The sequence below is a fragment of the Kosakonia sp. N21 genome (genome assembly GCF_050587465.1).
In the GTDB taxonomy this organism is placed as follows: domain Bacteria; phylum Pseudomonadota; class Gammaproteobacteria; order Enterobacterales; family Enterobacteriaceae.
Genome location: NZ_JBOBHR010000004.1, coordinates 36,062 through 56,392 on the forward strand (window position 1 = coordinate 36,062; position 20,331 = coordinate 56,392).

General features: G+C 49.1%; 22 protein-coding genes, 3 tRNA genes and 2 pseudogenes. 21 read left to right on the forward strand and 6 right to left on the reverse strand.

The features are described 5' to 3' along the window. Window positions 1-4 precede the first annotated feature (4 nt). The 4 genes from pgsA to ACQ3G7_RS10395 all read left to right on the forward strand — a co-directional run bounded on the left by pgsA (window position 5) and on the right by ACQ3G7_RS10395 (window position 1,005). A complete protein-coding gene (gene pgsA / locus ACQ3G7_RS10380) occupies window positions 5-553 on the forward strand; it encodes a CDP-diacylglycerol--glycerol-3-phosphate 3-phosphatidyltransferase (protein WP_263100419.1) in 549 nt (182 codons plus the stop codon). Window positions 554-702: 149 nt separating this feature from the next. After that, a tRNA-Gly gene (locus ACQ3G7_RS10385) sits at window positions 703-778 on the forward strand. Between the two features lie 53 nt (window positions 779-831). After that, a tRNA-Cys gene (locus ACQ3G7_RS10390) sits at window positions 832-905 on the forward strand. Between the two features lie 13 nt (window positions 906-918). Further along, window positions 919-1,005, forward strand: a tRNA-Leu gene (locus tag ACQ3G7_RS10395). A gap of 116 nt (window positions 1,006-1,121) precedes the next feature. Here the strand turns inward: ACQ3G7_RS10395 and ACQ3G7_RS10400 are convergent. Further along, the gene (locus tag ACQ3G7_RS10400) at window positions 1,122-1,310 is read right to left on the reverse strand and encodes a hypothetical protein (RefSeq protein ID WP_430889759.1); all 189 of its coding nucleotides are present in this window, start codon (window positions 1,308-1,310) and stop codon (window positions 1,122-1,124) included. A gap of 174 nt (window positions 1,311-1,484) precedes the next feature. On the opposite strand from ACQ3G7_RS10400, the gene ACQ3G7_RS10405 reads away from it, so the two are divergent. After that, window positions 1,485-1,697: a hypothetical protein gene (locus ACQ3G7_RS10405; protein WP_430889760.1), complete on the forward strand. Its 213-nt coding sequence runs from the start codon at window positions 1,485-1,487 to the stop codon at window positions 1,695-1,697. A 46-nt stretch (window positions 1,698-1,743) separates the two neighbouring features. Here the strand turns inward: ACQ3G7_RS10405 and ACQ3G7_RS10410 are convergent. Next, window positions 1,744-1,866: pseudogene (locus ACQ3G7_RS10410) on the reverse strand (LexA family transcriptional repressor); the annotation flags it as partial. 643 nt (window positions 1,867-2,509) lie between these two features. Between ACQ3G7_RS10410 and ACQ3G7_RS10415 the strand changes: the two are divergent. The 5 genes and pseudogenes from ACQ3G7_RS10415 (at window position 2,510) to ACQ3G7_RS10435 (ending at window position 7,046) form a co-directional block, all read left to right on the forward strand. Beyond that, complete coding sequence (locus ACQ3G7_RS10415) at window positions 2,510-2,746, forward strand: hypothetical protein (RefSeq protein ID WP_430889761.1); 237 nt, start codon at window positions 2,510-2,512, stop codon at window positions 2,744-2,746. A 106-nt stretch (window positions 2,747-2,852) separates the two neighbouring features. After that, window positions 2,853-3,728: a BRCT domain-containing protein gene (locus ACQ3G7_RS10420; RefSeq protein WP_430889762.1), complete on the forward strand. Its 876-nt coding sequence runs from the start codon at window positions 2,853-2,855 to the stop codon at window positions 3,726-3,728. Continuing rightward, a pseudogene (locus tag ACQ3G7_RS10425) lies at window positions 3,729-3,969 on the forward strand (site-specific integrase); the annotation flags it as partial. A gap of 343 nt (window positions 3,970-4,312) precedes the next feature. Beyond that, window positions 4,313-6,205 carry a potassium transporter Kup gene (locus ACQ3G7_RS10430; protein WP_430889763.1) on the forward strand — a complete coding sequence of 631 codons (1,893 nt, stop codon included), beginning with the start codon at window positions 4,313-4,315 and terminating at the stop codon, window positions 6,203-6,205. 640 nt (window positions 6,206-6,845) lie between these two features. Next, entirely contained in the window at window positions 6,846-7,046 is a 201-nt protein-coding gene (locus tag ACQ3G7_RS10435; protein WP_430889764.1) for a hypothetical protein, read from the forward strand. A gap of 99 nt (window positions 7,047-7,145) precedes the next feature. On the opposite strand, the gene tyrP is transcribed toward ACQ3G7_RS10435, so the two are convergent. Next, window positions 7,146-8,357, reverse strand: a complete 1,212-nt coding sequence (tyrP, locus tag ACQ3G7_RS10440) for a tyrosine transporter TyrP (RefSeq protein ID WP_430889765.1) — start codon at window positions 8,355-8,357, stop codon at window positions 7,146-7,148. Between the two features lie 238 nt (window positions 8,358-8,595). Between tyrP and ACQ3G7_RS10445 the strand changes: the two genes are divergently transcribed. Together ACQ3G7_RS10445 and ACQ3G7_RS10450 are read left to right on the forward strand one after the other, a co-directional pair. Then, window positions 8,596-8,937, forward strand: coding sequence for a PM0253 family protein (locus ACQ3G7_RS10445; protein WP_430889766.1), 342 nt, complete (start codon window positions 8,596-8,598; stop codon window positions 8,935-8,937). A gap of 66 nt (window positions 8,938-9,003) precedes the next feature. After that, window positions 9,004-9,243, forward strand: a complete 240-nt coding sequence (locus ACQ3G7_RS10450; RefSeq protein ID WP_430889767.1) for a YecH family metal-binding protein — start codon at window positions 9,004-9,006, stop codon at window positions 9,241-9,243. 39 nt (window positions 9,244-9,282) lie between these two features. On the opposite strand, the gene ftnA is transcribed toward ACQ3G7_RS10450, so the two are convergent. Beyond that, window positions 9,283-9,780 (reverse strand): non-heme ferritin, encoded by a 498-nt coding sequence (gene ftnA / locus ACQ3G7_RS10455; protein WP_263100425.1) that lies wholly within the window; start codon window positions 9,778-9,780, stop codon window positions 9,283-9,285. A 204-nt stretch (window positions 9,781-9,984) separates the two neighbouring features. Continuing rightward, window positions 9,985-10,317 carry a YecR family lipoprotein gene (yecR, locus tag ACQ3G7_RS10460; protein WP_263100426.1) on the reverse strand — a complete coding sequence of 111 codons (333 nt, stop codon included), beginning with the start codon at window positions 10,315-10,317 and terminating at the stop codon, window positions 9,985-9,987. 260 nt (window positions 10,318-10,577) lie between these two features. Here yecR and ACQ3G7_RS10465 point away from each other — a divergent pair, with 260 nt between their 5' ends. Then, the gene (locus ACQ3G7_RS10465) at window positions 10,578-11,216 is read left to right on the forward strand and encodes an RpiB/LacA/LacB family sugar-phosphate isomerase (RefSeq protein WP_263100427.1); all 639 of its coding nucleotides are present in this window, start codon (window positions 10,578-10,580) and stop codon (window positions 11,214-11,216) included. A 36-nt stretch (window positions 11,217-11,252) separates the two neighbouring features. Here the strand turns inward: ACQ3G7_RS10465 and ACQ3G7_RS10470 are convergent, their stop codons facing one another. Then, window positions 11,253-12,677, reverse strand: coding sequence for an MFS transporter (locus ACQ3G7_RS10470; RefSeq protein WP_430889768.1), 1,425 nt, complete (start codon window positions 12,675-12,677; stop codon window positions 11,253-11,255). Between the two features lie 214 nt (window positions 12,678-12,891). Between ACQ3G7_RS10470 and azuC the strand changes: the two genes are divergently transcribed. The 8 genes from azuC (at window position 12,892) to otsA (ending at window position 20,307) form a co-directional block, all read left to right on the forward strand. Next, entirely contained in the window at window positions 12,892-12,975 is an 84-nt protein-coding gene (gene azuC, locus ACQ3G7_RS10475) for a stress response protein AzuC (protein ID WP_017458329.1), read from the forward strand. 121 nt (window positions 12,976-13,096) lie between these two features. Continuing rightward, a complete protein-coding gene (locus tag ACQ3G7_RS10480; RefSeq protein ID WP_263100429.1) occupies window positions 13,097-13,348 on the forward strand; it encodes a DUF2766 family protein in 252 nt (83 codons plus the stop codon). 132 nt (window positions 13,349-13,480) lie between these two features. Next, window positions 13,481-14,038, forward strand: coding sequence for a DJ-1 family glyoxalase III (locus ACQ3G7_RS10485; protein ID WP_430889769.1), 558 nt, complete (start codon window positions 13,481-13,483; stop codon window positions 14,036-14,038). A 317-nt stretch (window positions 14,039-14,355) separates the two neighbouring features. After that, window positions 14,356-15,336, forward strand: a complete 981-nt coding sequence (locus ACQ3G7_RS10490) for an arabinose ABC transporter substrate-binding protein (RefSeq protein WP_061494336.1) — start codon at window positions 14,356-14,358, stop codon at window positions 15,334-15,336. 70 nt (window positions 15,337-15,406) lie between these two features. Then, window positions 15,407-16,921 (forward strand): L-arabinose ABC transporter ATP-binding protein AraG, encoded by a 1,515-nt coding sequence (gene araG, locus ACQ3G7_RS10495; RefSeq protein ID WP_430889770.1) that lies wholly within the window; start codon window positions 15,407-15,409, stop codon window positions 16,919-16,921. A gap of 14 nt (window positions 16,922-16,935) precedes the next feature. After that, window positions 16,936-17,916 carry an L-arabinose ABC transporter permease AraH gene (gene araH / locus ACQ3G7_RS10500; RefSeq protein ID WP_430890126.1) on the forward strand — a complete coding sequence of 327 codons (981 nt, stop codon included), beginning with the start codon at window positions 16,936-16,938 and terminating at the stop codon, window positions 17,914-17,916. 185 nt (window positions 17,917-18,101) lie between these two features. After that, window positions 18,102-18,908 carry a trehalose-phosphatase gene (gene otsB / locus ACQ3G7_RS10505; protein ID WP_430889771.1) on the forward strand — a complete coding sequence of 269 codons (807 nt, stop codon included), beginning with the start codon at window positions 18,102-18,104 and terminating at the stop codon, window positions 18,906-18,908. Continuing rightward, window positions 18,883-20,307, forward strand: a complete 1,425-nt coding sequence (gene otsA / locus ACQ3G7_RS10510) for an alpha,alpha-trehalose-phosphate synthase (protein ID WP_263100433.1) — start codon at window positions 18,883-18,885, stop codon at window positions 20,305-20,307. Before otsB ends, otsA begins: the two co-directional genes overlap by 26 nt. Window positions 20,308-20,331 lie beyond the last annotated feature (24 nt).

Here is a 20,331-nt window from a genome sequence, read left to right on the forward strand (position 1 = left end):
CGCTATGCGATTCAATATTCCTACGTTGCTCACCCTTTTTCGCGTCATCCTGATCCCGTTTTTCGTGCTGGCGTTTTATCTGCCTTTTCAGTGGGCTCCGTTTGTGTGCGCGCTGATTTTCTGTTGTGCCGCGGTGACTGACTGGTTTGATGGCTTTCTGGCGCGCCGCTGGAACCAGAGCACGCGTTTTGGTGCATTTCTCGATCCGGTTGCCGATAAAGTCCTGGTGGCGATCGCCATGGTGCTGGTGGCCGAACACTATCATAGCTGGTGGGTGACATTGCCGGCCGCCACGATGATCGCCCGCGAAATCATTATTTCCGCGCTGCGCGAATGGATGGCGGAGATGGGGAAACGCAGCCGCGTGGCGGTTTCCTGGATCGGGAAAGTCAAAACGACATCGCAGATGGTGGCGCTGGTGTGGTTGCTGTGGCGCCCCAATGTGTGGGTGGAATATGCCGGTGTTGCGTTGTTCTTTGTTGCGGCGGTACTGACGCTGTGGTCAATGCTGCAATACCTGAATGCAGCGCGCGGCGATTTGCTTGAACAGTGATCGTTTCGTCGTAATTTTCAGCAAACGATCTGCCTTTTGAAAAATATCGTTGACTCAGTGCGTCAGGTAAGTAGAATGCAACGCATCGGAAGGCAGCGTAGCTCGTCAGAAGATAATAAAATCAAGTGATTAGAACAATACTTGATAATGCGGGAATAGCTCAGTTGGTAGAGCACGACCTTGCCAAGGTCGGGGTCGCGAGTTCGAGTCTCGTTTCCCGCTCCAATTTAAAGCATCGGCTTTATTAGCGGATGCAGGCTGAAAAGCCTGAAGAATCTGGCGCGTTAGCAAAGCGGTTATGTAGCGGATTGCAAATCCGTCTAGTCCGGTTCGACTCCGGAACGCGCCTCCAATTTCTTCCCGAAGCCCGGATGGTGGAATCGGTAGACACAAGGGATTTAAAATCCCTCGGCGTTCGCGCTGTGCGGGTTCAAGTCCCGCTCCGGGTACCATTGGGAAACATCAGAATAATCAAAGCAATAAGCAGTGTCGTTAAACCACCGAAAGGTGGTTTTTTTGTGCCTGTAATTTGCCTTTCGCCACCCAGCTTCGCCATTTGTAGAGGGCATTACTGCCCTCCGACCACCGGAACTATTGTAACCTTGCGGTTATATCGCGCGTCTGCGATGCCATTGTTGTCGCTGTTAAACACGCTTGAGGCAACCTCATTAAGTGCTGCTGCCACTTTGGTTTCGAACACGCCGCTGTCGCGTTTCCCGGAGAAGTCGGGGATATTGGTCAAACGTTCTTTATCCATTGGTCTTAACCTTATTATGGTGGAAGACTCAGTTGGTTAGTCTCTCCACAACAACACAGAAGAGCACCTGCGGTAGGACGCTGCCTGGGATGGATATACCAAAACCGGGTTAAATTTGGCCATTGTGATGATGGTGACATTCCGGAAGATATTTCAGAATCGGTTGCGCGACTTTTGGCAGATCATTGGAATACCTTGCCTGATTTAGGGATTCAGATCAGTAAAAATCCCGCACTGAAGAAATATGTTCTTCGACACATTGACTCAACACTTAATACCAACGATCTCGATAAAATCCAGAATTACGCGTCGCATCTTTGTCCTGCAAAACAGGAAGAGCTTTGTGGCGAAATCAAAGTAGCAGCAGAAAAAGCAGTACAAGAATAAATTGCTATAAGTTTGCTCGACCGGGGCCAATGGATTGGCACCGTTATTAGTTTTGGGTGATTTGTACAACTTTTCCAACAATGCGGTAATTTTCATCGATGGGAATGTGTTTAAAACCCGGATTAAGCGGCCTCAAATAAGAGAACGGATTATACCAAATTAGTTTTTTACGGTTGCTTCCAATGTTCCACCCACTTGTTTTCGAAAGTGTCCGGGTTATCCGTGGCGATTCATCATCTCTTCAATGATGTGTCGTTCTTCAGGATTGAGTTGCCGAGGCAAAGGGTCTGGCCACTGAATTTTAGGGGGCGAGACCTGCTGGTGTAGTTAACTTGTGTCATAGTAGTATCTTGTGATCTGCTAAGTGGTCGTGAATTACATCCAGGTGTTCGCATGAATGACTGACAAGGTTTTTTGCATGCAAGAGAGTATCGATGCGTGTCTAAAAGAGGAACGTGCGCCCTGGATTAACTCAGTTATCCTTTGACGACGTGGTGGCGTAAAAAAATTGGCGCAACTGAACTACGAGAAAGGTGTGCGTTATCCAGATGCATCTTATCTTTCGCAGTATCAAATCTTGCTGTCGATGTTCAGTTTGTTGTTACAGACGTGCGGTCTGCTGAAGTGCTAAGCGAGGATGAACAACAGCTAATCAATCAATTTCGTTTCGCTCCAGTTGCTGTTAAGACTGAGGCTCTTGCTGCACTCAATGCCGGAAATTTGGCGTCAGATACGGCAATAAATGTCACCGGACATGGGAAACGTGTAGCGAGTAAGGGTTACAACGAAAACAAAAAGTAAGGATACTTTATATGACGGTAAATTCTACTGGAAGCCAAAACCGCAACGCGGGTTGCGACTTTAACGAAAATAATACCCAGATGGAACGGTTTGACGCACGTTTTTGCCATATCAATTTTGGTACCGGAAGGTTTAATGATCTTACGTGCCCGCAGCTTCAAACGATGTTGTCATCGCTGGACGAAGAAAATCAAACGAAACCTGCTAATAAATCAGAAAAAATCGCTCAGATATCTCAACCTGGCTGAAATGTTATCCCAAGGAAATTATCGTCGTTTTTATTGTAGGAATGGTTATGGGTGCTCTCTTTTTTTAGAGAGTAATAATATATCACTCACCAAGAGGTGATGCGTTATGACGGAATACAGCACATTTAGTTATGTTAGAAACAGAAGCAAATTATTTGCCAATATGATAAGTATCATTGATGGCCTATTAAGTGACGGTACTCTCGATAGTAAGGAGGTGCTCTACCTTGATACCTGGCTGCTTGAGGCTGAGGCTATCAGCAGTAACTATTGCGTCAAAACAATCAAGCGCAGGCTTTCCGATATCCTTGCTGATGGGGTAATAGAAAAGCATGAATTGGAGTTTCTGAAAGCGGATTTAATTTCTATTCAAAAAGACTTGTTGGACATTCCTAATATAGATCTCTTCTCTGAAGAAGCGGATAAGCACTTACTGGAAGGTTTATGCAAGGGAATGATTGCCAATCAGGAACTTAATGATAGTGAAATTCGCTATCTTAACTGGTTCCTATCAAAAAATGCGGCATTGAAAAACAACTACCCAGGTAAAGAACTTTACGCAGTAGTTAAGCAGATTCTTGATGATGGGGTTATCACCGACGAAGAGCGCAACACCTTAAAATCTGCATTGATAGATTTTACTGGCAGCAATATTGAAGAAGGTGTCGTTGATGGTCTTGCAACAACATTACCTCTTGATGCTATTGATTCGCTAGAGCTTGATGGTGCTACGGTGTGTCTTACGGGGGAATTTTTGCATGGTAAACGAAGTGTTTGCGAAGATGAGTTCCGTGCATCAGGTGCAAAAATTAGCGCCACTGTTACACAAAAAATTGATTATCTGGTAATTGGCACGCTCTGCGCGAGGGACTGGCGCTTCCAGTCCTACGGAAGAAAGATTGAGAAGGCAGTATCTTATCGTGATGAGAAAGGCACTAAGTTGAAAATTATTAGTGAAGAGCAATGGAAGAGCTTTGCCTGAATGACCGTTCGCAAACTTTTTCAGGCAAATGGTTCTGCGAATGTTACCCATATGGCGCAACTGGAAGTTGCACAGGTAAACAGTTCGCCACACAAAAGGTGAGGCGCTCTCTTTTGAGCGCCGGTTAATGAACCGGATATCCATTGATGGGATTGGCAGCGGTTCTGGCCCTTATCTGTCGGAGCTTATTGATCGCTGGTATGAGATGTATGGAAAGGCGCTTACGTCCGGCGAAGAGCGCTAAAACAAACTGCTGGCGATCTGCGAAAGGTTGAATAACCCGTTCTGCGCTGGTTCCTGACAGGCAAAGCGGTATTTATTTGCGCCCTAATGCAAATCCATGTGTATGCATGCAGTGTTTCAGGGGGACAGATCAGCCACGCCGCATATAATTAGCGGAATCAATTTCGTTGGTTACGCATGTGTTTGGCTTCAGTACTTGTTGAATTCCTGGCTATCCGTGGAAACTCAGCCAGTTCTCAGAATCAAAGGTCGTTAAAAAAATAAGATGGCATTATCTGGAATATTAATTACATTAAAGCTACAGAAACAGCAATAGCAGAGTGAGTAAAGGACCTATTGTGATGGATAAGCTAACATTAGCGGCTAGCCAGGACACCCGCCATCAGTCTCCTGGTTCAGTCATACTGGCTGGTAGTGCTCTTGGTGTGGTTTTTGGTGATATTGGAACAAGTCCACTTTATACATTAAAAACAGTTTTATGGTTATCGGGAAACAACCCAACACCATCTGTAATTTTAGGCTTACTGTCGCTGATTATCTGGTCAATGATCCTGGTTACCTCTGTTAAATATGCCGCTTTTGCTATGCGTATTGATAATAATGGTGAAGGCGGCATTATGGCCCTGATGTCACTATTAGTAAGCAAGGGGAAAGGCAGTCGATGGGTCATTTTCTCTGCTTTATTGGGGGCTGCGCTAATCTATGGCGATGGAGCGATTACTCCTGCTATCTCTGTACTTTCAGCGCTTGAAGGTCTGAATATTGTGCTTCCAGAAGCGCAACCTTTCATTCTGCCAGCGACAGTTATCATCCTGATTTCCCTTTTTGCTATTCAGCCTTTTGGTACGGCTAAGATTGGTAAAGTTTTTGGGCCCATTATGGCGTTGTGGTTTTTATCCATTGCAGGACTTGGAATACTGGGGATCACTCAAAACCCTGAAGTGTTATTGGCTGTCAATCCTTACTATGCCATCGATTTTTTATTCTCGAATGGTTTTGCCAGCTTTGTGGTCCTGGGGGGTGTTTTTCTTTGTGTCACGGGGGCTGAAGCACTCTATGCAGATATGGGGCATTTTGGTAAAAAACCTATATGGATAGCATGGTTTGTGCTGGTGTTTCCTAGTCTGCTGCTTAACTATGCCGGACAGTCAGCACTAATCCTGTCTGGTGCAGATATAACCCAGAATATTTTTTTCCGTTTGTGTCCATCTGCAATGCAGATTCCGTTGGTTATTTTGGCAACAATTGCAACAATAATTGCCAGTCAGGCAATTATTACCGGGGCATTTTCTATGACCCGACTGACAATACAACTAGGATGGTTGCCTCGTTTGCGGATTAAACAAACCGCTGCTGATAATTACGGCCAAATATACATTGGTACAATAAACTGGTTATTAATGGTAGTAACCGTTGGCCTTGCTTTATTCTTTAAGTCTTCTGATAACCTGGCTGCAGCATATGGTATTGCTGTATCACTAACCATGTTGATGACCTCTTATCTGCTCTATATAGCAATGCGGCGAATATGGCACTGGAATTTCATCTGTAGTGTTTCGATAGCTGCAATTTTTCTCATGCTTGATACCAGTTTTCTTCTGGCAAATACAATAAAAGTGATTGACGGTGGGTATATCCCTCTACTTCTTGCTGCCTTTATTTGTACAGTTATGTTTGTCTGGAATAGGGGAGTGAAAGCAACAGTGCAGGCCATTAGTGAAAAAGGAATGAGTATTGATGAGTTTTTTGTAAAAATTCGGGAAAAGGGGATTCCTCGAGTCCCTGGTACCGCGGTTTTTTTAACGCGTACCCGAAATGAAGCTCCGCCAGTAATGCGTTGGCATGTTGCCCGGAATCGTGCATTACAAAATAAAGTGCTGGCATTAACCATTGACACTCTTAATGTGCCAGTCGTAGATCCTGAACAACGTTTGGTTGTCACTGAGCTAAGGTCTGATTACTGGCGGATCATTGCTCTGTACGGTTTTATGGAACGTCCCCATATTCCTGAATTAGTCAAATACCTTGAAAGCACGAACGGACAGTTTGGTCCTGATGATGTGACCTATTATGTTGGCCACGAGACAATAGTCGGGCGTGACAATGAATGCGGTATGGCTGCATGGCAGCGGAATAGTTTTTCTTTTATGATGCGCAATTGTACTCATGTGATTAATTACTATCAGTTACCTAACGATCAGGTCGTTGAAATAAGTCGACGGGTTGCGATTTAATTATTGGTAGATGGCTATCTAATTAATGTAATCCCGCTGATGTTAAGTTGATGCGGATTATTAGGGGCTGTTATTGTGCCTCATAAATAGAAGCGAATTTTTAAATTCCTTCTCATTTTTCATCAACAGCAGGTCTTAATTAGCCAAATACGACCGGACTGAGTCATATTGCCGTGAGCGCATACACCGGTAGAATGGTTAAAGCTATAACCAAAGCTCGCTGTAACGTACTCAGTCCAGGCTTAAGGCAAGACCGTCTAACCGGTGTGGAGGCAGTCCAGACTATCTTCGGCTTTTCGTTCATGACAACCAGTCAACTCTGGTTTCTACACACATGGCCTGTGTAATTTATTGCGGGGTTAGGCTAGAGAAAAGAGTACCCTCGTTTCATCACTGTGAGGGTGTTCTTTATTAAGATAAGTTAATGTTGAAAATTAAGATAAATTAATGTTCGGCTGGGTTCAACATTAAGTTTTATTAACGTTGAGAAAAAATAGATTAATATTTTTTTGCTGCCTTATGTTTTTGTTGGTTTTTTTTGTGGAAATCTTTTGAAACAATGGATTGGCTAACATTACTGTTTATTATGTCGATAGACTCTATGTGTGCATGAGCACACGGTCTAACTGAGGAACTAAGAATGTCTGTTAACTCTATTGGAAGCAATTTGGCAAACACACACTACCAGGCAAATAGTGCGAGTGAAAAACGCGAGTCGAAAGCCCTTCCGGATAACGACCATGACTCTGACGATGCAGCAAAATCAATAAGTAAAGCGAGTTCCCCTTCTGTAAATTCCAGTGGAAATGTTGTCGGTAGTGTTGTGAACGTTAAAGTTTAATTTTTTAATAAAACCAGCTTCACTTGCGGACTTTATTTTTGTTCAGGAATAAAAAACGCGCGAGCCATAATATGCTCGCGCGTTTTATTATTCACCCCGTCAGCCTACTTCCGGCAGTAGTCCGGCAACGATGGAAAACTGGATGGCAATAATGGCGATACCCGCGGCAAAAATCAGGCACAGCGCGGGTCTACCGCCCAGCACGCGATATTCTCCCTGCGGATGATGTTTACGGCTTTGCCACGCCAGCATTGATGGCAGCAACAGCGCAAGCACAGAGAGCGCTACGCCAGCATAGCCCAGCGCCATTACAAACCCGCGGGGATAAAACAGAGCAAATGCCAGCGGTGGCAGGAAGGTGATCAGGCCGGTTTGCAGGCGACCGACAGCATTATTGCGACGCTGGAAAAGATCGGCGAGGTAGTCGAACAATCCCAGTGAGACCCCAAGGAACGATGTTGCCAGCGCCAGATCAGCAAACAGATGCACCGCCAACTCCACATGGGGAGAGGCGACAACCTCGCGTAACGCCTGCAACAGACCGTTCAAACCTGCCTGGCTGGCCAGCAGCCCGAGAAAGGTAGACGAATCAATGCTGCCGAGCGTGGCAAGTTGCCAAAAGATGTAAGCAACCAGCGGAATGGCGCTGCCTGTAATGAAGATCCCGCGCAGTTTTCGAATATTGCCGCCCATATAACTGACGATACTGGGCACGCTGCCGTGAAAACCAAACGAAGTGAAAATCACCGGCATAGCGGACAATGCCAGACCTTTTTCCAGCGGCAGGGTTAACAAATTGGCCTGATGCACATGCGGCATCAACAACGCCAGCATGACCACCAGGAAAATGATCTTCGCGCTGAACAGAAAACGGTTAAACAGATCGACCAGCGAGGTGCCAATGCAAACCACGCCTCCGGCAATAACGGTGAACATCAATACGCCAGCGACAGGAGAGAGCTGCAAATCGAACCATTGATTAAGGCTGGAGGCCAGTAATTCACCCGCGCCGCTAATATACGCCGCCGTAAGGGCATACATCAAAAACATCATGCTGAAGCCGGTAACCCACTGCCCGTAGCGACCCAGATAGCGCCGCGCCAGTGATCCAAGCCCGGTATCCGCCGGAACGTGCTGGTAAACTTCCAGCAACAGCAGCGCGGTGTAACACATCACTCCCCACAGCGTAAACAGCAAAACCAACGTAGTGGCAAACCCCACTCCCGCTGCCGCCAGCGGCATTGCTAACATTCCTGCGCCAATGGTGGTGCCGGCAACGATAAAAACACTCCCAAGTGTCCGATTTTTCACGCTTTCCTCTGCAATAAAACGCACTGCCAATTCAATATGCCGCGCAGAGTAAGGGAATTCAGTGATTTCGTCAAACGACCGTTACAATAGGTGTAATTATTTGTTTACGCATGCGGTTTTCGGTCATTTGCCTGGTGGAATCAGGGTGTTTGACTACTTCATCAGGGGAATAGGTTTGCGCGACAATTCGCAGTACTTTAAAAAATAATGATAAATTATCAAAAAAAAGAGGAAGCGGATGCAGAGCGTCAATCCCTTCACGGCAACGTGGTCGCGCAACGGAAATTTACTTTGCCATGGGCACTGGATCATTCGCTGGATGGACAAGCCGGTCGAATTGCCGGAATCGCGGCGAGAGAAAGATATGGGCACGTGGGCCATCTATTCCATTATCGATCCCGATGATGAGACATTTGCGCAGGGACTGGAAGAAGACGCGTGGATTATTGAAAATGTCGACTGGCTAACCGATCTGTTTTATGACCATGGCATCGCGCTGGAAACGGAAAATTACCGTTATTTTTATCAGGCGGTTAATAAGCAGGACTGGCGATGCACCAGCTGCGCCGGATGCATGTAAACCTGTTTTAGCGCAACATTCGTCCCTAATGTTGTGTTTATGATGCATCTTTTGCGAGGAGGATTTATGGCATCGGTTCACGGTCACGAAGTACTGAATATGATGATTGCATCGGGCGAGCACTATTCAAATGAGAGTCTGGCGGCGGCAATTATCACCCGCTTTGGCGCGGATACGCGTTTTCACACGTGCTCAGCCGAGGGAATGACAGCGGTGGAACTGGTTGCGTTTCTTGCATCCAAAGGAAAATTTGTTCCCGTTGACGATGGGTTTTCCACTCACAAAAGTAAAATCTGCAACCATTAATAAAGCGGGCGGTAAAGGGATACCTTACCGCCCATTTTATTAGTTCTGCGCGTCGAGAGTTGCCAGCTCTTTATCGACGAAATAAAGACCTTCACCGCTTTTACCAACCAGCGATAATTTATCGATCACCGATTTAAACAGTTTCTCTTCTTCGTGCTGCTCCGCCACGTACCATTGCAGGAAATTAAAGGTTGGGTAATCCTGCGAGGTCATCGCGACGTGGGCCAGTTCGTTAATTTTTTGCGTGATCAGTTGCTCGTGTTGATATGTCGCGTGGAACAGGACATCCAGCGAAGCATAGTCTGCCACCGGTGATTCAATAGCGTTAATACGCGGGAGACTTCCGGTATCCGTCAGGTAGTCGAACAGGCGCTGCATGTGGGTCATTTCTTCTTGTGCATGACGGCGCAGAAATGCGGCCGCGCCTTCAAAACTGTGGAAGCTGCACCATGCGCTCATTTGTTGATAGAGCAGGGAAGAAAACAGTTCCAGATTCATTTGTTCATTTAATTTTTCAATCATCTCTGCTTTTAACATGGTGCGCTCCAGGAAATAAATCATTGATATAAGAGCGGCCACTATAATTTGTTATTTAATTATTTGCAAAAGGTAAAATAAAAAATACATCTCTTAAAAAAGAGAATGAGAATAACACGCATTGCGGGGCAGTAATAAATAAATGAGAATTGTTTTGATTATTAATAAAAGAAAAAGCCAGCGTAGTGTCGCTGGCTCAGGAAATTACCAGGTGGGCGTTGTGTGATTAAAAGCCATGCCGCGACACTGGTATTGCAGCGTCACTGTTTTGTTCATGCAGGCAGAACCGCTGATCAGGCTACAGGTTTCTACCGGTTTGCCATAAAAGAAGGCGGTGGCGTACCCCATCTGCTGGCACTGTTTATTCGCCGTCCTTTGCGCGTTGTCTTGATCATAGGTCGCATTCTGCATCATCTGCTGGTCAAAGCTCAGACGCACCAGCCCACTGGTGGTATCCACTTCACTGATTTTCGCCTCTTTGGTGATGGTACAGCCACTGAGCAGTACCAGTGAGGCAACTAAAGCAATTGTTTTCATAAAATCGCCCTGATTCATTTTGGCATGATCTCATCTTATCGTGTTGATTTGGAGGCAATCGGTGGAATAGCCAGCGGAACTGCCGCTATTCATGGAAACGGATATGCGATCCGTTTGCAGGTGACCTCTACGGGACGGCAAAACTGTGAGCGGCATTTTGCTTTTTAAAACCATTTTTCATTAAATTTGAAAGTATGTTTGCCAGGTAGTAAGGTTTACTCAACCTTTGCTATCTGAAGCATGCTTACAGGAGATCAAAAATGAAAATTGCACTGATGATGGAAAACAGCCAGGCGGCGAAGAACGCCATCATTCTCAAAGAGCTGAAAACCGTTGCTGATGAGAAGGACTTCCCGGTATTCAACGTGGGCATGAGTGACGAAAATGACCATCATCTGACCTACATCCATCTGGGGATTATGGCCAGCATTCTGCTTAATTCTAAAGCGGTTGATTTTGTGGTGACCGGCTGCGGTACCGGGCAGGGTGCGCTGATGTCGCTGAATATTCATCCTGGTGTGGTGTGCGGCTACTGTATCGACCCGGCGGATGCGTTCCTGTTCGCGCAGATCAACAACGGTAACGCGCTGGCGCTGCCATTCGCCAAAGGCTTTGGCTGGGGAGCAGAACTCAATGTGCGCTTTATCTTTGAAAAAGCGTTCACTGGCCGTAAAGGTGAAGGCTATCCGCCAGAGCGTAAAGAGCCGCAGGTACGTAACGCTGGTATTCTGAATCAGGTTAAAGCCGCTGTGGTCAAAGAGAATTATCTTGATACCCTGCGCGCGATTGACCGTGAACTGGTGAAAACCGCCGTTTCGGGTGAACGCTTCCAGCAGTGCTTCTTTGAAAACTGCCAGAGCAAAGAGATCGAAGCGTTCGTTCGCGAAGTTCTCGCCTGATAATCAGCAGGCCGCAATGCACCATTGCGGCCTGTTTTACGCTGCTTTTTTCTGCGATACCGCGCTGCCTGCATTTTTTGTCAGCCGTAGCGTGTCCACCATCCCGACCAGGCAAATCAGTGCGATAAAGACGAACGCCAGTCGAAAACTGATCCCTTCAACCGCCGTAATATGCAACCACTGGCTGACGTACTCTCCAATGCGAATGCCAATCGCGCCAAGTGTAATGCCTAACCCTACGGCCAGTTGTGTGGCGGTGCTGAACAGCGTGTTGGCATAACTCATCTGCGATGCGGGCACATCCGCAAAGGCCAGCGTGCTGACGCCGGTAAACTGTACGGAACGGAAAACGCCGCCGAGATAGAGGATCACAAAGGTCAGCCATACAGGCGTATGCGACGTTAGTAATGCACAAGCCAGTAGCCCCAGCACATTCAACCCACCATTGATCAGCAGCAGCTTCTTAAAGCCCAGCCAGCGGATAAGCGGCGTTGTGGCGGGTTTGATACTGAGATTCCCGGCAAAGACCGCCAGCACCAGCAACCCGGCGTGAAAAGGATCCATTCCAAACCCTACCTGGAACAGCAGTGGTAACAAGAACGGTACCGCACTGATGGAGGCGCGGAACAGCGAGCCGCCATACATCGTTACCCGAAACGTGGCGACCGCCATCGCATCCAGACGAATCATTGGCCATTGGGCGCGCCGGAAATGACGCAATGTGAAGGCAAGCGTCACCGCACCCAGTGCCAGCAGACCCAGCGTTAACATGCCCTGAGGATGCTCGGAGCCTAAGGCTTCCATGGCATAGACCAGGCTCACCATTGCGATCGCCGTGGCGATAAAGCCTGGCAGATCGAACGGACGACGCTCCTCTTCGCGAATATTGGGGATAATACGCAGCGCCAGCGCAATGGCCAGTACGCCCAGCGGCACATTAATAAAGAAGATCCAGCGCCAGTCTGCATAGTGAGTAATAAACCCCCCTAACGGCGGGCCAATGATCGGTGCGACCAGTGCGGGCCAGGTCAGCGTGGCGATGGCCGTAATTAATTGATGTTTTGGCGTAGTGCGCAGTACGGCAAGCCGGCCAACGGGCACCATCAGCGCGCCGCCAATGCCCTGTAAGATACGCATTGACACAAACATATCGACGCTGGTAGACAACCCGCACAGCACCGATGCAACGGTGAAAATCAATAACGCCAGCGAGAACACATTGCGTGCGCCAAAGCGGTCTGCAATCCAGCCGCTGGCCGGGATCAGAACGGCAAGGGTTATCAGATACGCGCTAATACCAATATTCAGCGCCACCGCTTCCACGCCGAAGGTTTTTGCCATATCCGGCAGCGCGGTGGCTATCACCGTGCCGTCGATAAACTCCATAAAGAAAGCGCCGGCTACCAGTAGCGCAGCGGGAGAAAGACCTCCTGTCTTCCGCGAAAGGGTGCTTTCAGTCATTTATGTGTCTGCCATTTGCAAAAATATTTGATAATGCCAAAGAAGTTTTTAGCATCCTAACTGCAGGATTTATAATTGAATTTTTAACAAAGCTACTGCATATGTGTTTTTTGAAACGTGATTTCTATCACATATAGCTTGATTTCTGTGATGAAGGTCATATTATGTACGCATAGAGACGTAACACCTGCATAACAAATCGCCGGAGCAACAAATGAAACTGCGTAAAATTCTGAAGCACATGTTCGAAACCTATTGCAAAACCTTCAAAGACGTACCGCCAGGCGCTATGTTCTGATGATAAAAAAACCTGCTGAAGCAGGTTTTTTTATGCCCGCAATCCGCTACGCCTGACCAGCAAAACTACTTTTACCCGGCAATTCCCGGTACTATGACGCCCTTTATAAAAGGAGCTTCCTATGTCGCAAAATCTCTCGGTTGACCAGGAGCTGGTATCGGACGTTGTAGCCTGCCAGTTAGTGATCAAACAAATCCTTGATGTCATTGACGTTATCGCGCCGGTTGAAGTGCGTGAAAAAATGTCTAACCAGCTAAAAAATATTGATTTTTCCAATAATGCCGCCGCTGCCGACCCGGTTACGCGCCGCGCAATCCAGAAAGCCATTGCATTGATTGAGCTGAAGTTCACCCCGCAAGGCGAAGCCCACTGATTCATCACCCAACAATATCGCCATCATACGTGCTGACTGCCTGGGTTGTGACGAAACGAGGATTTTGAAACATCGTTTTGATCAACAATACCCTCCGTTTGGTTAACTAACCTTCAACGTGAGGAGTCAGAGATGAAAAAAGTGGCGGTGTTGTTGGCGCCCGGTTTTGAAGAAGCGGAAGCGATTATTACCATTGATATTTTACGCCGCCTGAATATTGAGGTGGAAACTCTGGCCTGTGCAGGATCCCGTGCGGTTGTCAGTTATCACGCGATTCCCATGGTCGCAGACAGCACACTTACTGAACGTATGGACGCGCTTTACGACGCTGTGGTATTGCCTGGCGGCCCGCAGGGCAGTGTGAACCTTGCCGCCAGTAAAGAGGTGGTGCTTTTTGTTGAGCGCCATGATGCGGCAGGCAAACTGATTTGCCCGATCTGCTCGGCCGCCGCCCGCGTGCTTGGCGGCAATGGTTTACTGAAAGGTCGCCGCTATGTGTGCTCAGGCGATCTGTATGAAACCGTGGCGGATGGGGTGTACGTCGATGCACCGGTTGTGGAAGATGGCAACCTGATCAGCGGAAAAGGGTTAGGGCTGGCTTTCGATTTTGCTTTCACCGTCGCTGCCCGTTTACGGGGGGACGAAACGCCGGCGCGAGATCACGCCGATCATATCTACTATAGCTGGTAATTTTTCCGCCCGGATGAGACCTGCATTCGGGCACAAGGATAAGCTGGCTGACCTTATGGATAATTCTGCTTTTACCCTTTCGATTTGTCCGACAAAAACCTCCGTTTTTATGTGCAATATCGCTGAATTTATGTACGGAATTACTGTAATTCAGCGGTGTGATGGCGCTCTCCTATGGAGAATCAATTTCCCGCTAAAACTATTTCCAGCACAGAGGTCCAGGGATACATGGACTCTAATGCCTTGTTTTATGAACTTTTAAATATGCCGATTTTTAATTTTCCCTACATAAAAGAAAGCTGAAGCTGGAGTTTACCATGCACAAATTCACTAAAGCGTTGGCGGCCATCGGTCTGGCTGCCGTTATGTCACAATCCGCTATCGCTGAAACAATGAAGCTGGGTTTTCTGGTGAAACAACCGGAAGAACCCTGGTTCCAGACAGAATGGAAATTCGCTGATAAGGCAGGTAAAGATTTAGGCTTTGAAGTGATTAAAATTGCGGTGCCGGACGGCGAAAAAACGCTGAACGCTATCGATAGCCTCGCAGCCAGCGGTGCGAAAGGGTTTGTTATCTGTACTCCGGACCCGAAACTGGGCTCGGCAATTGTCGCGAAAGCGCGCGGATACGATATGAAAGTCATCGCCGTGGATGACCAGTTCGTGAACGCCAAAGGCGAACCGATGACCAGTGTTCCGTTGGTGATGATGGCGGCGAGTGAAATTGGCGCCCGCCAGGGTCAGGAACTCTATAAAGAGATGCAAAAACGCGGCTGGAACGTGAAAGATACCGCAGTTATGGCTATTACCGCCAATGAGCTGGATACTGCTCGCCGCCGCACGACCGGTTCCATGGATGCGCTGAAAAAAGCCGGTTTCCCGGAAAAACAGATCTACCAGGTTCCCACCAAATCTAACGATATCCCGGGCGCATTCGATGCCGGTAACTCCCTGTTAGTTCAACACCCGGAAGTCAAACACTGGCTGGTGCTGGGGATGAACGATAACACCGTTCTTGGCGGTGTGCGCGCAACAGAAGGGCAGGGCTTTAAAGCAGCCGATGTGATTGGTATCGGTATTAACGGTGTTGATGCGGTAAGCGAACTGTCGAAAGCGCAGGCCACTGGCTTCTTTGGTTCTCTGCTGCCAAGCCCGGACGTACACGGTTATAAAACCAGTGAGCTGCTGTACAACTGGGTAACCAAAGGCGTTGAACCTGCGAAATTTACAGCGGTGACGGATGTTGTACTGATCACCCGCGACAACTTCAAAGAAGAGCTGGCGAAAAAAGGACTGTAATTCTCTGTTGGTTGTGCTCCCCGCGCTGGCGGGGGGCCAGACGTACAATGAACTGCTTTACGGAGACGGTATGCAACAGTCTACCCCTTATCTCTCTTTTCGCGGCATCGGCAAGACATTTCCCGGTGTGAAAGCGCTCAGTGAGATCAGTTTTGATTGCCACGCCGGGCAAGTCCACGCCTTGATGGGTGAAAACGGCGCAGGTAAATCGACACTCTTAAAAATTCTTAGCGGCAACTATGCGCCGACCACCGGAACGTTGGCCATCAAAGGTGAAGAGGTCTCTTTTGCTGATACCACGGCGGCGCTTAACGCCGGGGTGGCGATTATTTACCAGGAATTGCACCTGGTGCCGGAAATGACCGTTGCCGAGAATATTTATCTCGGGCAACTCCCCCATAAAAGCGGCATCGTAAATCGTTCGCTGCTGAATTACGAAGCGGGCTTGCAGCTTCAGCATCTGGGTCTGGATATCGATCCGCAAACTCCGCTGAAATATCTCTCCATTGGGCAGTGGCAAATGGTGGAGATTGCCAAAGCGCTGGCGCGCAATGCCAAAATCATCGCTTTTGACGAACCGACCAGCTCACTTTCGGCGCGCGAAATCGACAACCTGTTCCGCGTGATCCGCGAACTGCGCAAAGAGGGGCGGGTGATCCTGTATGTTTCGCACCGCATGGAAGAAATTTTCGCCCTGAGCGACGCGATCACCGTCTTTAAAGATGGTCGCTATGTGCGCACCTTCACTGATATGCAGCAGGTCAACCATGACCAACTGGTGCAGGCGATGGTCGGGCGCGAGCTGGGTGATATTTACGGCTGGCAGCCGCGGGAATATGGCGAGGAACGCCTGCGTCTCGAACAGGTAAAAGCACCGGGCGTGCGAACGCCGATTAGCCTGAGCGTTCGCAGCGGTGAAATTGTCGGCCTGTTCGGGCTGGTGGGCGCCGGGCGCAGCGAATTGATGAAAGGCTTGTTTGGCGGCTCGCGCATCACCGAAGGGCGCGTGTTCATTGATGGTGAGGCGGTGGATATCCAGAAACCGGCGCATGCCATCCATGCCGGCATGATGCTGTGCCCGGAAGATCGCAAAGCGGAGGGCATCATCCCGGTTCATTCCGTGCAGGAGAACATTAATATCAGCGCCCGACGCAAATATATCCGCGCCGGTTGCCTGATCGACAATGGCTGGGAAAGCCAGAATGCCGAGCACCATATTCGTTCACTCAATATCAAAACGCCGGGCGCGGATCAGCTGATTATGAATCTCTCCGGGGGAAACCAGCAGAAAGCCATCTTGGGCCGCTGGCTCTCTGAAGAGATGAAAGTCATTTTGCTGGATGAGCCAACCCGCGGCATTGATGTCGGGGCGAAACATGAAATCTATAACGTGATTTATGCGCTGGCGTCCCGGGGGGTTGCGGTGTTGTTTGCCTCAAGCGATCTGCCGGAGGTGCTGGGCGTTGCCGACCGCATTGTTGTGATGCGCGAAGGCGAAATCGCCGGTGAGCTGTTACACGGTCAGGGCGATGAACAGCAGGCGCTGAGCCTCGCGATGCCTAAAGTTAGCCAGGCTGTCGCCTGAGTGAGGAGAAAATGATGTCATCTTTAACTACGTCCCGCGCATCAAAGTCGACTTTTAGTTTCGGTCGCATCTGGGATCAGTTTGGCATGCTGGTGGTCTTCGCCGTGCTGTTTATTGGCTGCGCCGTTTTTGTGCCGAACTTTGCCTCTTTCGTCAATATGAAAGGGCTGGGGCTGGCTATTTCCATGTCGGGCATGGTCGCCTGCGGTATGTTATTTTGCCTGGCTTCCGGGGATTTTGACCTGTCTGTTGCCTCCGTTATTGCCTGCGCCGGGGTGACCACGGCAGTGGTCATTAACGTGACAGAAAGCCTGTGGATTGGCGTCTTTGCCGGTTTGCTGCTTGGCATCGTCAGCGGGTTAATCAACGGCTTTGTGATTGCACGCTTAAAAATCAACGCCCTGATCACGACGCTTGCCACCATGCAGATTGTGCGCGGGCTGGCGTATATTATCTCCGATGGTAAAGCCGTGGGCATCGAAGACGAACGCTTCTTTGCGCTGGGCTATGCCAACTGGCTGGGGCTGCCTGCGCCGATTTGGTTGACCGTCGGATGCCTGATTATTTTTGGTTTCCTGCTCAACAAAACCACCTTTGGCCGTAACACTCTGGCGATAGGCGGTAATGAAGAGGCGGCCCGTCTGGCGGGGGTTCCGGTGGTCAGAACCAAGATCATCATCTTTGTGCTGTCTGGTCTGGTGTCGGCAGCGGCGGGCATTATCCTTGCCTCGCGCATGACCAGCGGCCAGCCGATGACCTCGATTGGTTACGAGCTGATCGTGATTTCAGCCTGTGTGCTGGGGGGCGTGTCTCTGAAGGGGGGGATTGGTAAAATTTCTTACGTGGTGGCGGGGATTCTGATTCTCGGCACGGTGGAAAATGCCATGAACCTGCTGAATATTTCGCCTTTCTCGCAATATGTGGTGCGTGGTTTGATTCTGCTGGCGGCCGTTATTTTCGACCGCTACAAACAAAAAGCCAAACGTACCGTCTGATACATCCCGCATAAATTCCCGACACAGTCTTTTAGTTTACGTCTACTCCTTACCAGCCGCTAATCCGGCTGGTAAGTCATGCTTAAAATGGCGAGCAGCGTCACACTGTCTATACTTACATGGCTAATGAAAATGAGATGTTTTTGAATAAAGACTCTCATCATGACTGTAAGGAGGAAACCAGGGTGGAAAACGCATTATCTGTACCGCCTCTCTTTTCCGGTAATTTTGCCTTTTTTTTCGATTTGGATGGCACCCTCGCGGACATTAAACCGCATCCGGACGATGTCTGTGTCCCGGATGAGGTGCTGGCGAGACTTGCATTGCTTGCAGAGATGAACGACGGTGCGCTGGCGTTGATTTCAGGGCGTTCAATTGCCGAGCTGGAAAGGCTCGCCAGGCCGTATAGCTTCCCCCTCGCCGGGGTGCATGGGGCGGAACGCCGCGATATCAACGGTCAAACCGAACGGGTGACGTTACCGGAAAATGTATTGTTGCCGCTGGAACGTGAGCTCCGGCAAGGTGTATCAACGCTAAGCGACGTTGAATTGGAAGCCAAAGGGATGGCCTTTGCGCTGCATTACCGCCAGGCACCGCAGCATGAGGACGCGGTGTTTGCACTGGCGAAAAAAATGGTCGCACGCTTCCCGCAACTGGCTATGCAACCGGGAAAATGCGTGGTGGAGCTGAAACCGTCCGGTATTCATAAAGGCGCGGCGATTGAGGCTTTTTTACAAACTCCTCCGTTTTGCGGCAGAAAGCCAGTGTTTATCGGGGACGACCTTACCGATGAGCATGGTTTTATCGTCGTCAATCGGCTGGGAGGCGTGTCGATTAAAGTCGGTGCCGGGGCAACCCAGGCAAAATGGCGGCTGGGAAGCGTCAGCGATGTGCACCAGTGGCTTGAACGTCTTGCCGACTATCAACAACAAGAACAACGGGCGCTAACAAACAGGAGAGATGACTATGAGTCGCTTAGTCGTAGTATCTAATCGTATTGCACCGCCTGATAATAAAAAAGCCAGCGCTGGCGGGCTGGCTGTAGGGATTCTGGGCGCATTAAAAGCCACCGGTGGATTGTGGTTTGGCTGGAGCGGTGACATTGGCGACGAGGACAAACCGCTAAAAAAGGTCACTAAGGGCAATATCACCTGGGCCTCTTTTAACCTAAGTGAAGCACATTACGAGCAATATTATTCGCAGTTTTCCAACGCCGTATTATGGCCCGCATTTCATTACCGCCTGGACCTGGTGAATTATCAGCGCGAAGCCTGGGAAGGGTACCGGGAGGTGAATGCCCTGTTAGCGGATAAACTCCTGCCATTGCTGAAGCCTGATGACATTCTGTGGATCCACGACTACCATCTGCTGCCTTTTGCCAGTGAACTGCGCCAGCGTGGGGTCAATAACCAGATTGGCTTTTTCCTGCATATTCCATTTCCGACGCCGGAGATCTTCAACGCCTTGCCGCCGCATGCGGAATTGCTGGAGCAGATGTGCGATTACGATCTTATCGGCTTCCAGACGGAAAGCGACAGACTGGCGTTTCTTGATAGTTTGTCGGTCCAGACTCGCCTGACTACGCGCAGCGGTAAAAACCATGTGGCGTGGGGCAAAAACTTCCGTACCGAAGTCTACCCTATCGGGATCGAGCCAAAAGAGATCGCGCAGCAGGCCGCCGGACCGCTGCCGCCAAAACTGGCGCAACTGAAGAACGAACTTAAAAATGTGAAGAATATCTTTTCGGTAGAACGTCTGGATTACTCCAAAGGGCTGCCGGAGCGTTTTCTTGCCTATGAAACGCTGCTGGAGAAATATCCTCAGCACCACGGCAAAATCCGTTATACGCAGATTGCGCCCACCTCAAGGGGGGAAGTTCAGGCGTATCAGGACATTCGTCATCAACTGGAAACCGAGGCCGGGCGGATTAACGGCAAATACGGTCAGCTTGGCTGGACACCGCTCTACTATCTGAATCAGCATTTTGACCGTAAGGTGCTGATGAAAGTGTTCCGCTATGCGGAAGTCGGGCTGGTAACGCCCCTGCGTGATGGCATGAATCTGGTGGCGAAGGAGTATGTTGCGGCTCAGGATCCTGCCAATCCGGGGGTGCTTATTCTGTCGCAATTCGCTGGTGCGGCAAATGAGCTCACCTCGGCGTTAATTGTGAACCCGTATGACAGGGATGATGTGGCCGCAGCGATGGACTGCGCGCTCAGAATGCCGCTTGCTGAGCGCATTTCACGTCATGCGGAGATGCTGGAGATCATCAAGGACAATGACATAGACCACTGGCAACAAAGGTTTATTAGCGATTTAAAGCGCATCACGCCACGTAGCGCGCAAAGCCAGCTACAAAGTAAAGTGGCGACCTTTCCTAAGCTGGCATAAGGATACAGGCTCCCGTGTTGACGG

Coding starts and splice junctions, on each gene's coding strand:
- pgsA (WP_263100419.1), top strand. CDS start 5: ATGCGATTCAATATTCCTACGTTGCTCACCCTTTTTCGCGTCATCCTG.
- ACQ3G7_RS10400 (WP_430889759.1), bottom strand. CDS start 1,310: ATGGATAAAGAACGTTTGACCAATATCCCCGACTTCTCCGGGAAACGC.
- ACQ3G7_RS10415 (WP_430889761.1), top strand. CDS start 2,510: ATGACGGTAAATTCTACTGGAAGCCAAAACCGCAACGCGGGTTGCGAC.
- ACQ3G7_RS10420 (WP_430889762.1), top strand. CDS start 2,853: ATGACGGAATACAGCACATTTAGTTATGTTAGAAACAGAAGCAAATTA.
- ACQ3G7_RS10430 (WP_430889763.1), top strand. CDS start 4,313: ATGGATAAGCTAACATTAGCGGCTAGCCAGGACACCCGCCATCAGTCT.
- ACQ3G7_RS10435 (WP_430889764.1), top strand. CDS start 6,846: ATGTCTGTTAACTCTATTGGAAGCAATTTGGCAAACACACACTACCAG.
- ACQ3G7_RS10445 (WP_430889766.1), top strand. CDS start 8,596: ATGCAGAGCGTCAATCCCTTCACGGCAACGTGGTCGCGCAACGGAAAT.
- ACQ3G7_RS10450 (WP_430889767.1), top strand. CDS start 9,004: ATGGCATCGGTTCACGGTCACGAAGTACTGAATATGATGATTGCATCG.
- ftnA (WP_263100425.1), bottom strand. CDS start 9,780: ATGTTAAAAGCAGAGATGATTGAAAAATTAAATGAACAAATGAATCTG.
- yecR (WP_263100426.1), bottom strand. CDS start 10,317: ATGAAAACAATTGCTTTAGTTGCCTCACTGGTACTGCTCAGTGGCTGT.
- ACQ3G7_RS10465 (WP_263100427.1), top strand. CDS start 10,578: ATGAAAATTGCACTGATGATGGAAAACAGCCAGGCGGCGAAGAACGCC.
- ACQ3G7_RS10470 (WP_430889768.1), bottom strand. CDS start 12,677: ATGACTGAAAGCACCCTTTCGCGGAAGACAGGAGGTCTTTCTCCCGCT.
- azuC (WP_017458329.1), top strand. CDS start 12,892: ATGAAACTGCGTAAAATTCTGAAGCACATGTTCGAAACCTATTGCAAA.
- ACQ3G7_RS10480 (WP_263100429.1), top strand. CDS start 13,097: ATGTCGCAAAATCTCTCGGTTGACCAGGAGCTGGTATCGGACGTTGTA.
- ACQ3G7_RS10485 (WP_430889769.1), top strand. CDS start 13,481: ATGAAAAAAGTGGCGGTGTTGTTGGCGCCCGGTTTTGAAGAAGCGGAA.
- ACQ3G7_RS10490 (WP_061494336.1), top strand. CDS start 14,356: ATGCACAAATTCACTAAAGCGTTGGCGGCCATCGGTCTGGCTGCCGTT.
- araG (WP_430889770.1), top strand. CDS start 15,407: ATGCAACAGTCTACCCCTTATCTCTCTTTTCGCGGCATCGGCAAGACA.
- araH (WP_430890126.1), top strand. CDS start 16,936: ATGTCATCTTTAACTACGTCCCGCGCATCAAAGTCGACTTTTAGTTTC.
- otsA (WP_263100433.1), top strand. CDS start 18,883: ATGAGTCGCTTAGTCGTAGTATCTAATCGTATTGCACCGCCTGATAAT.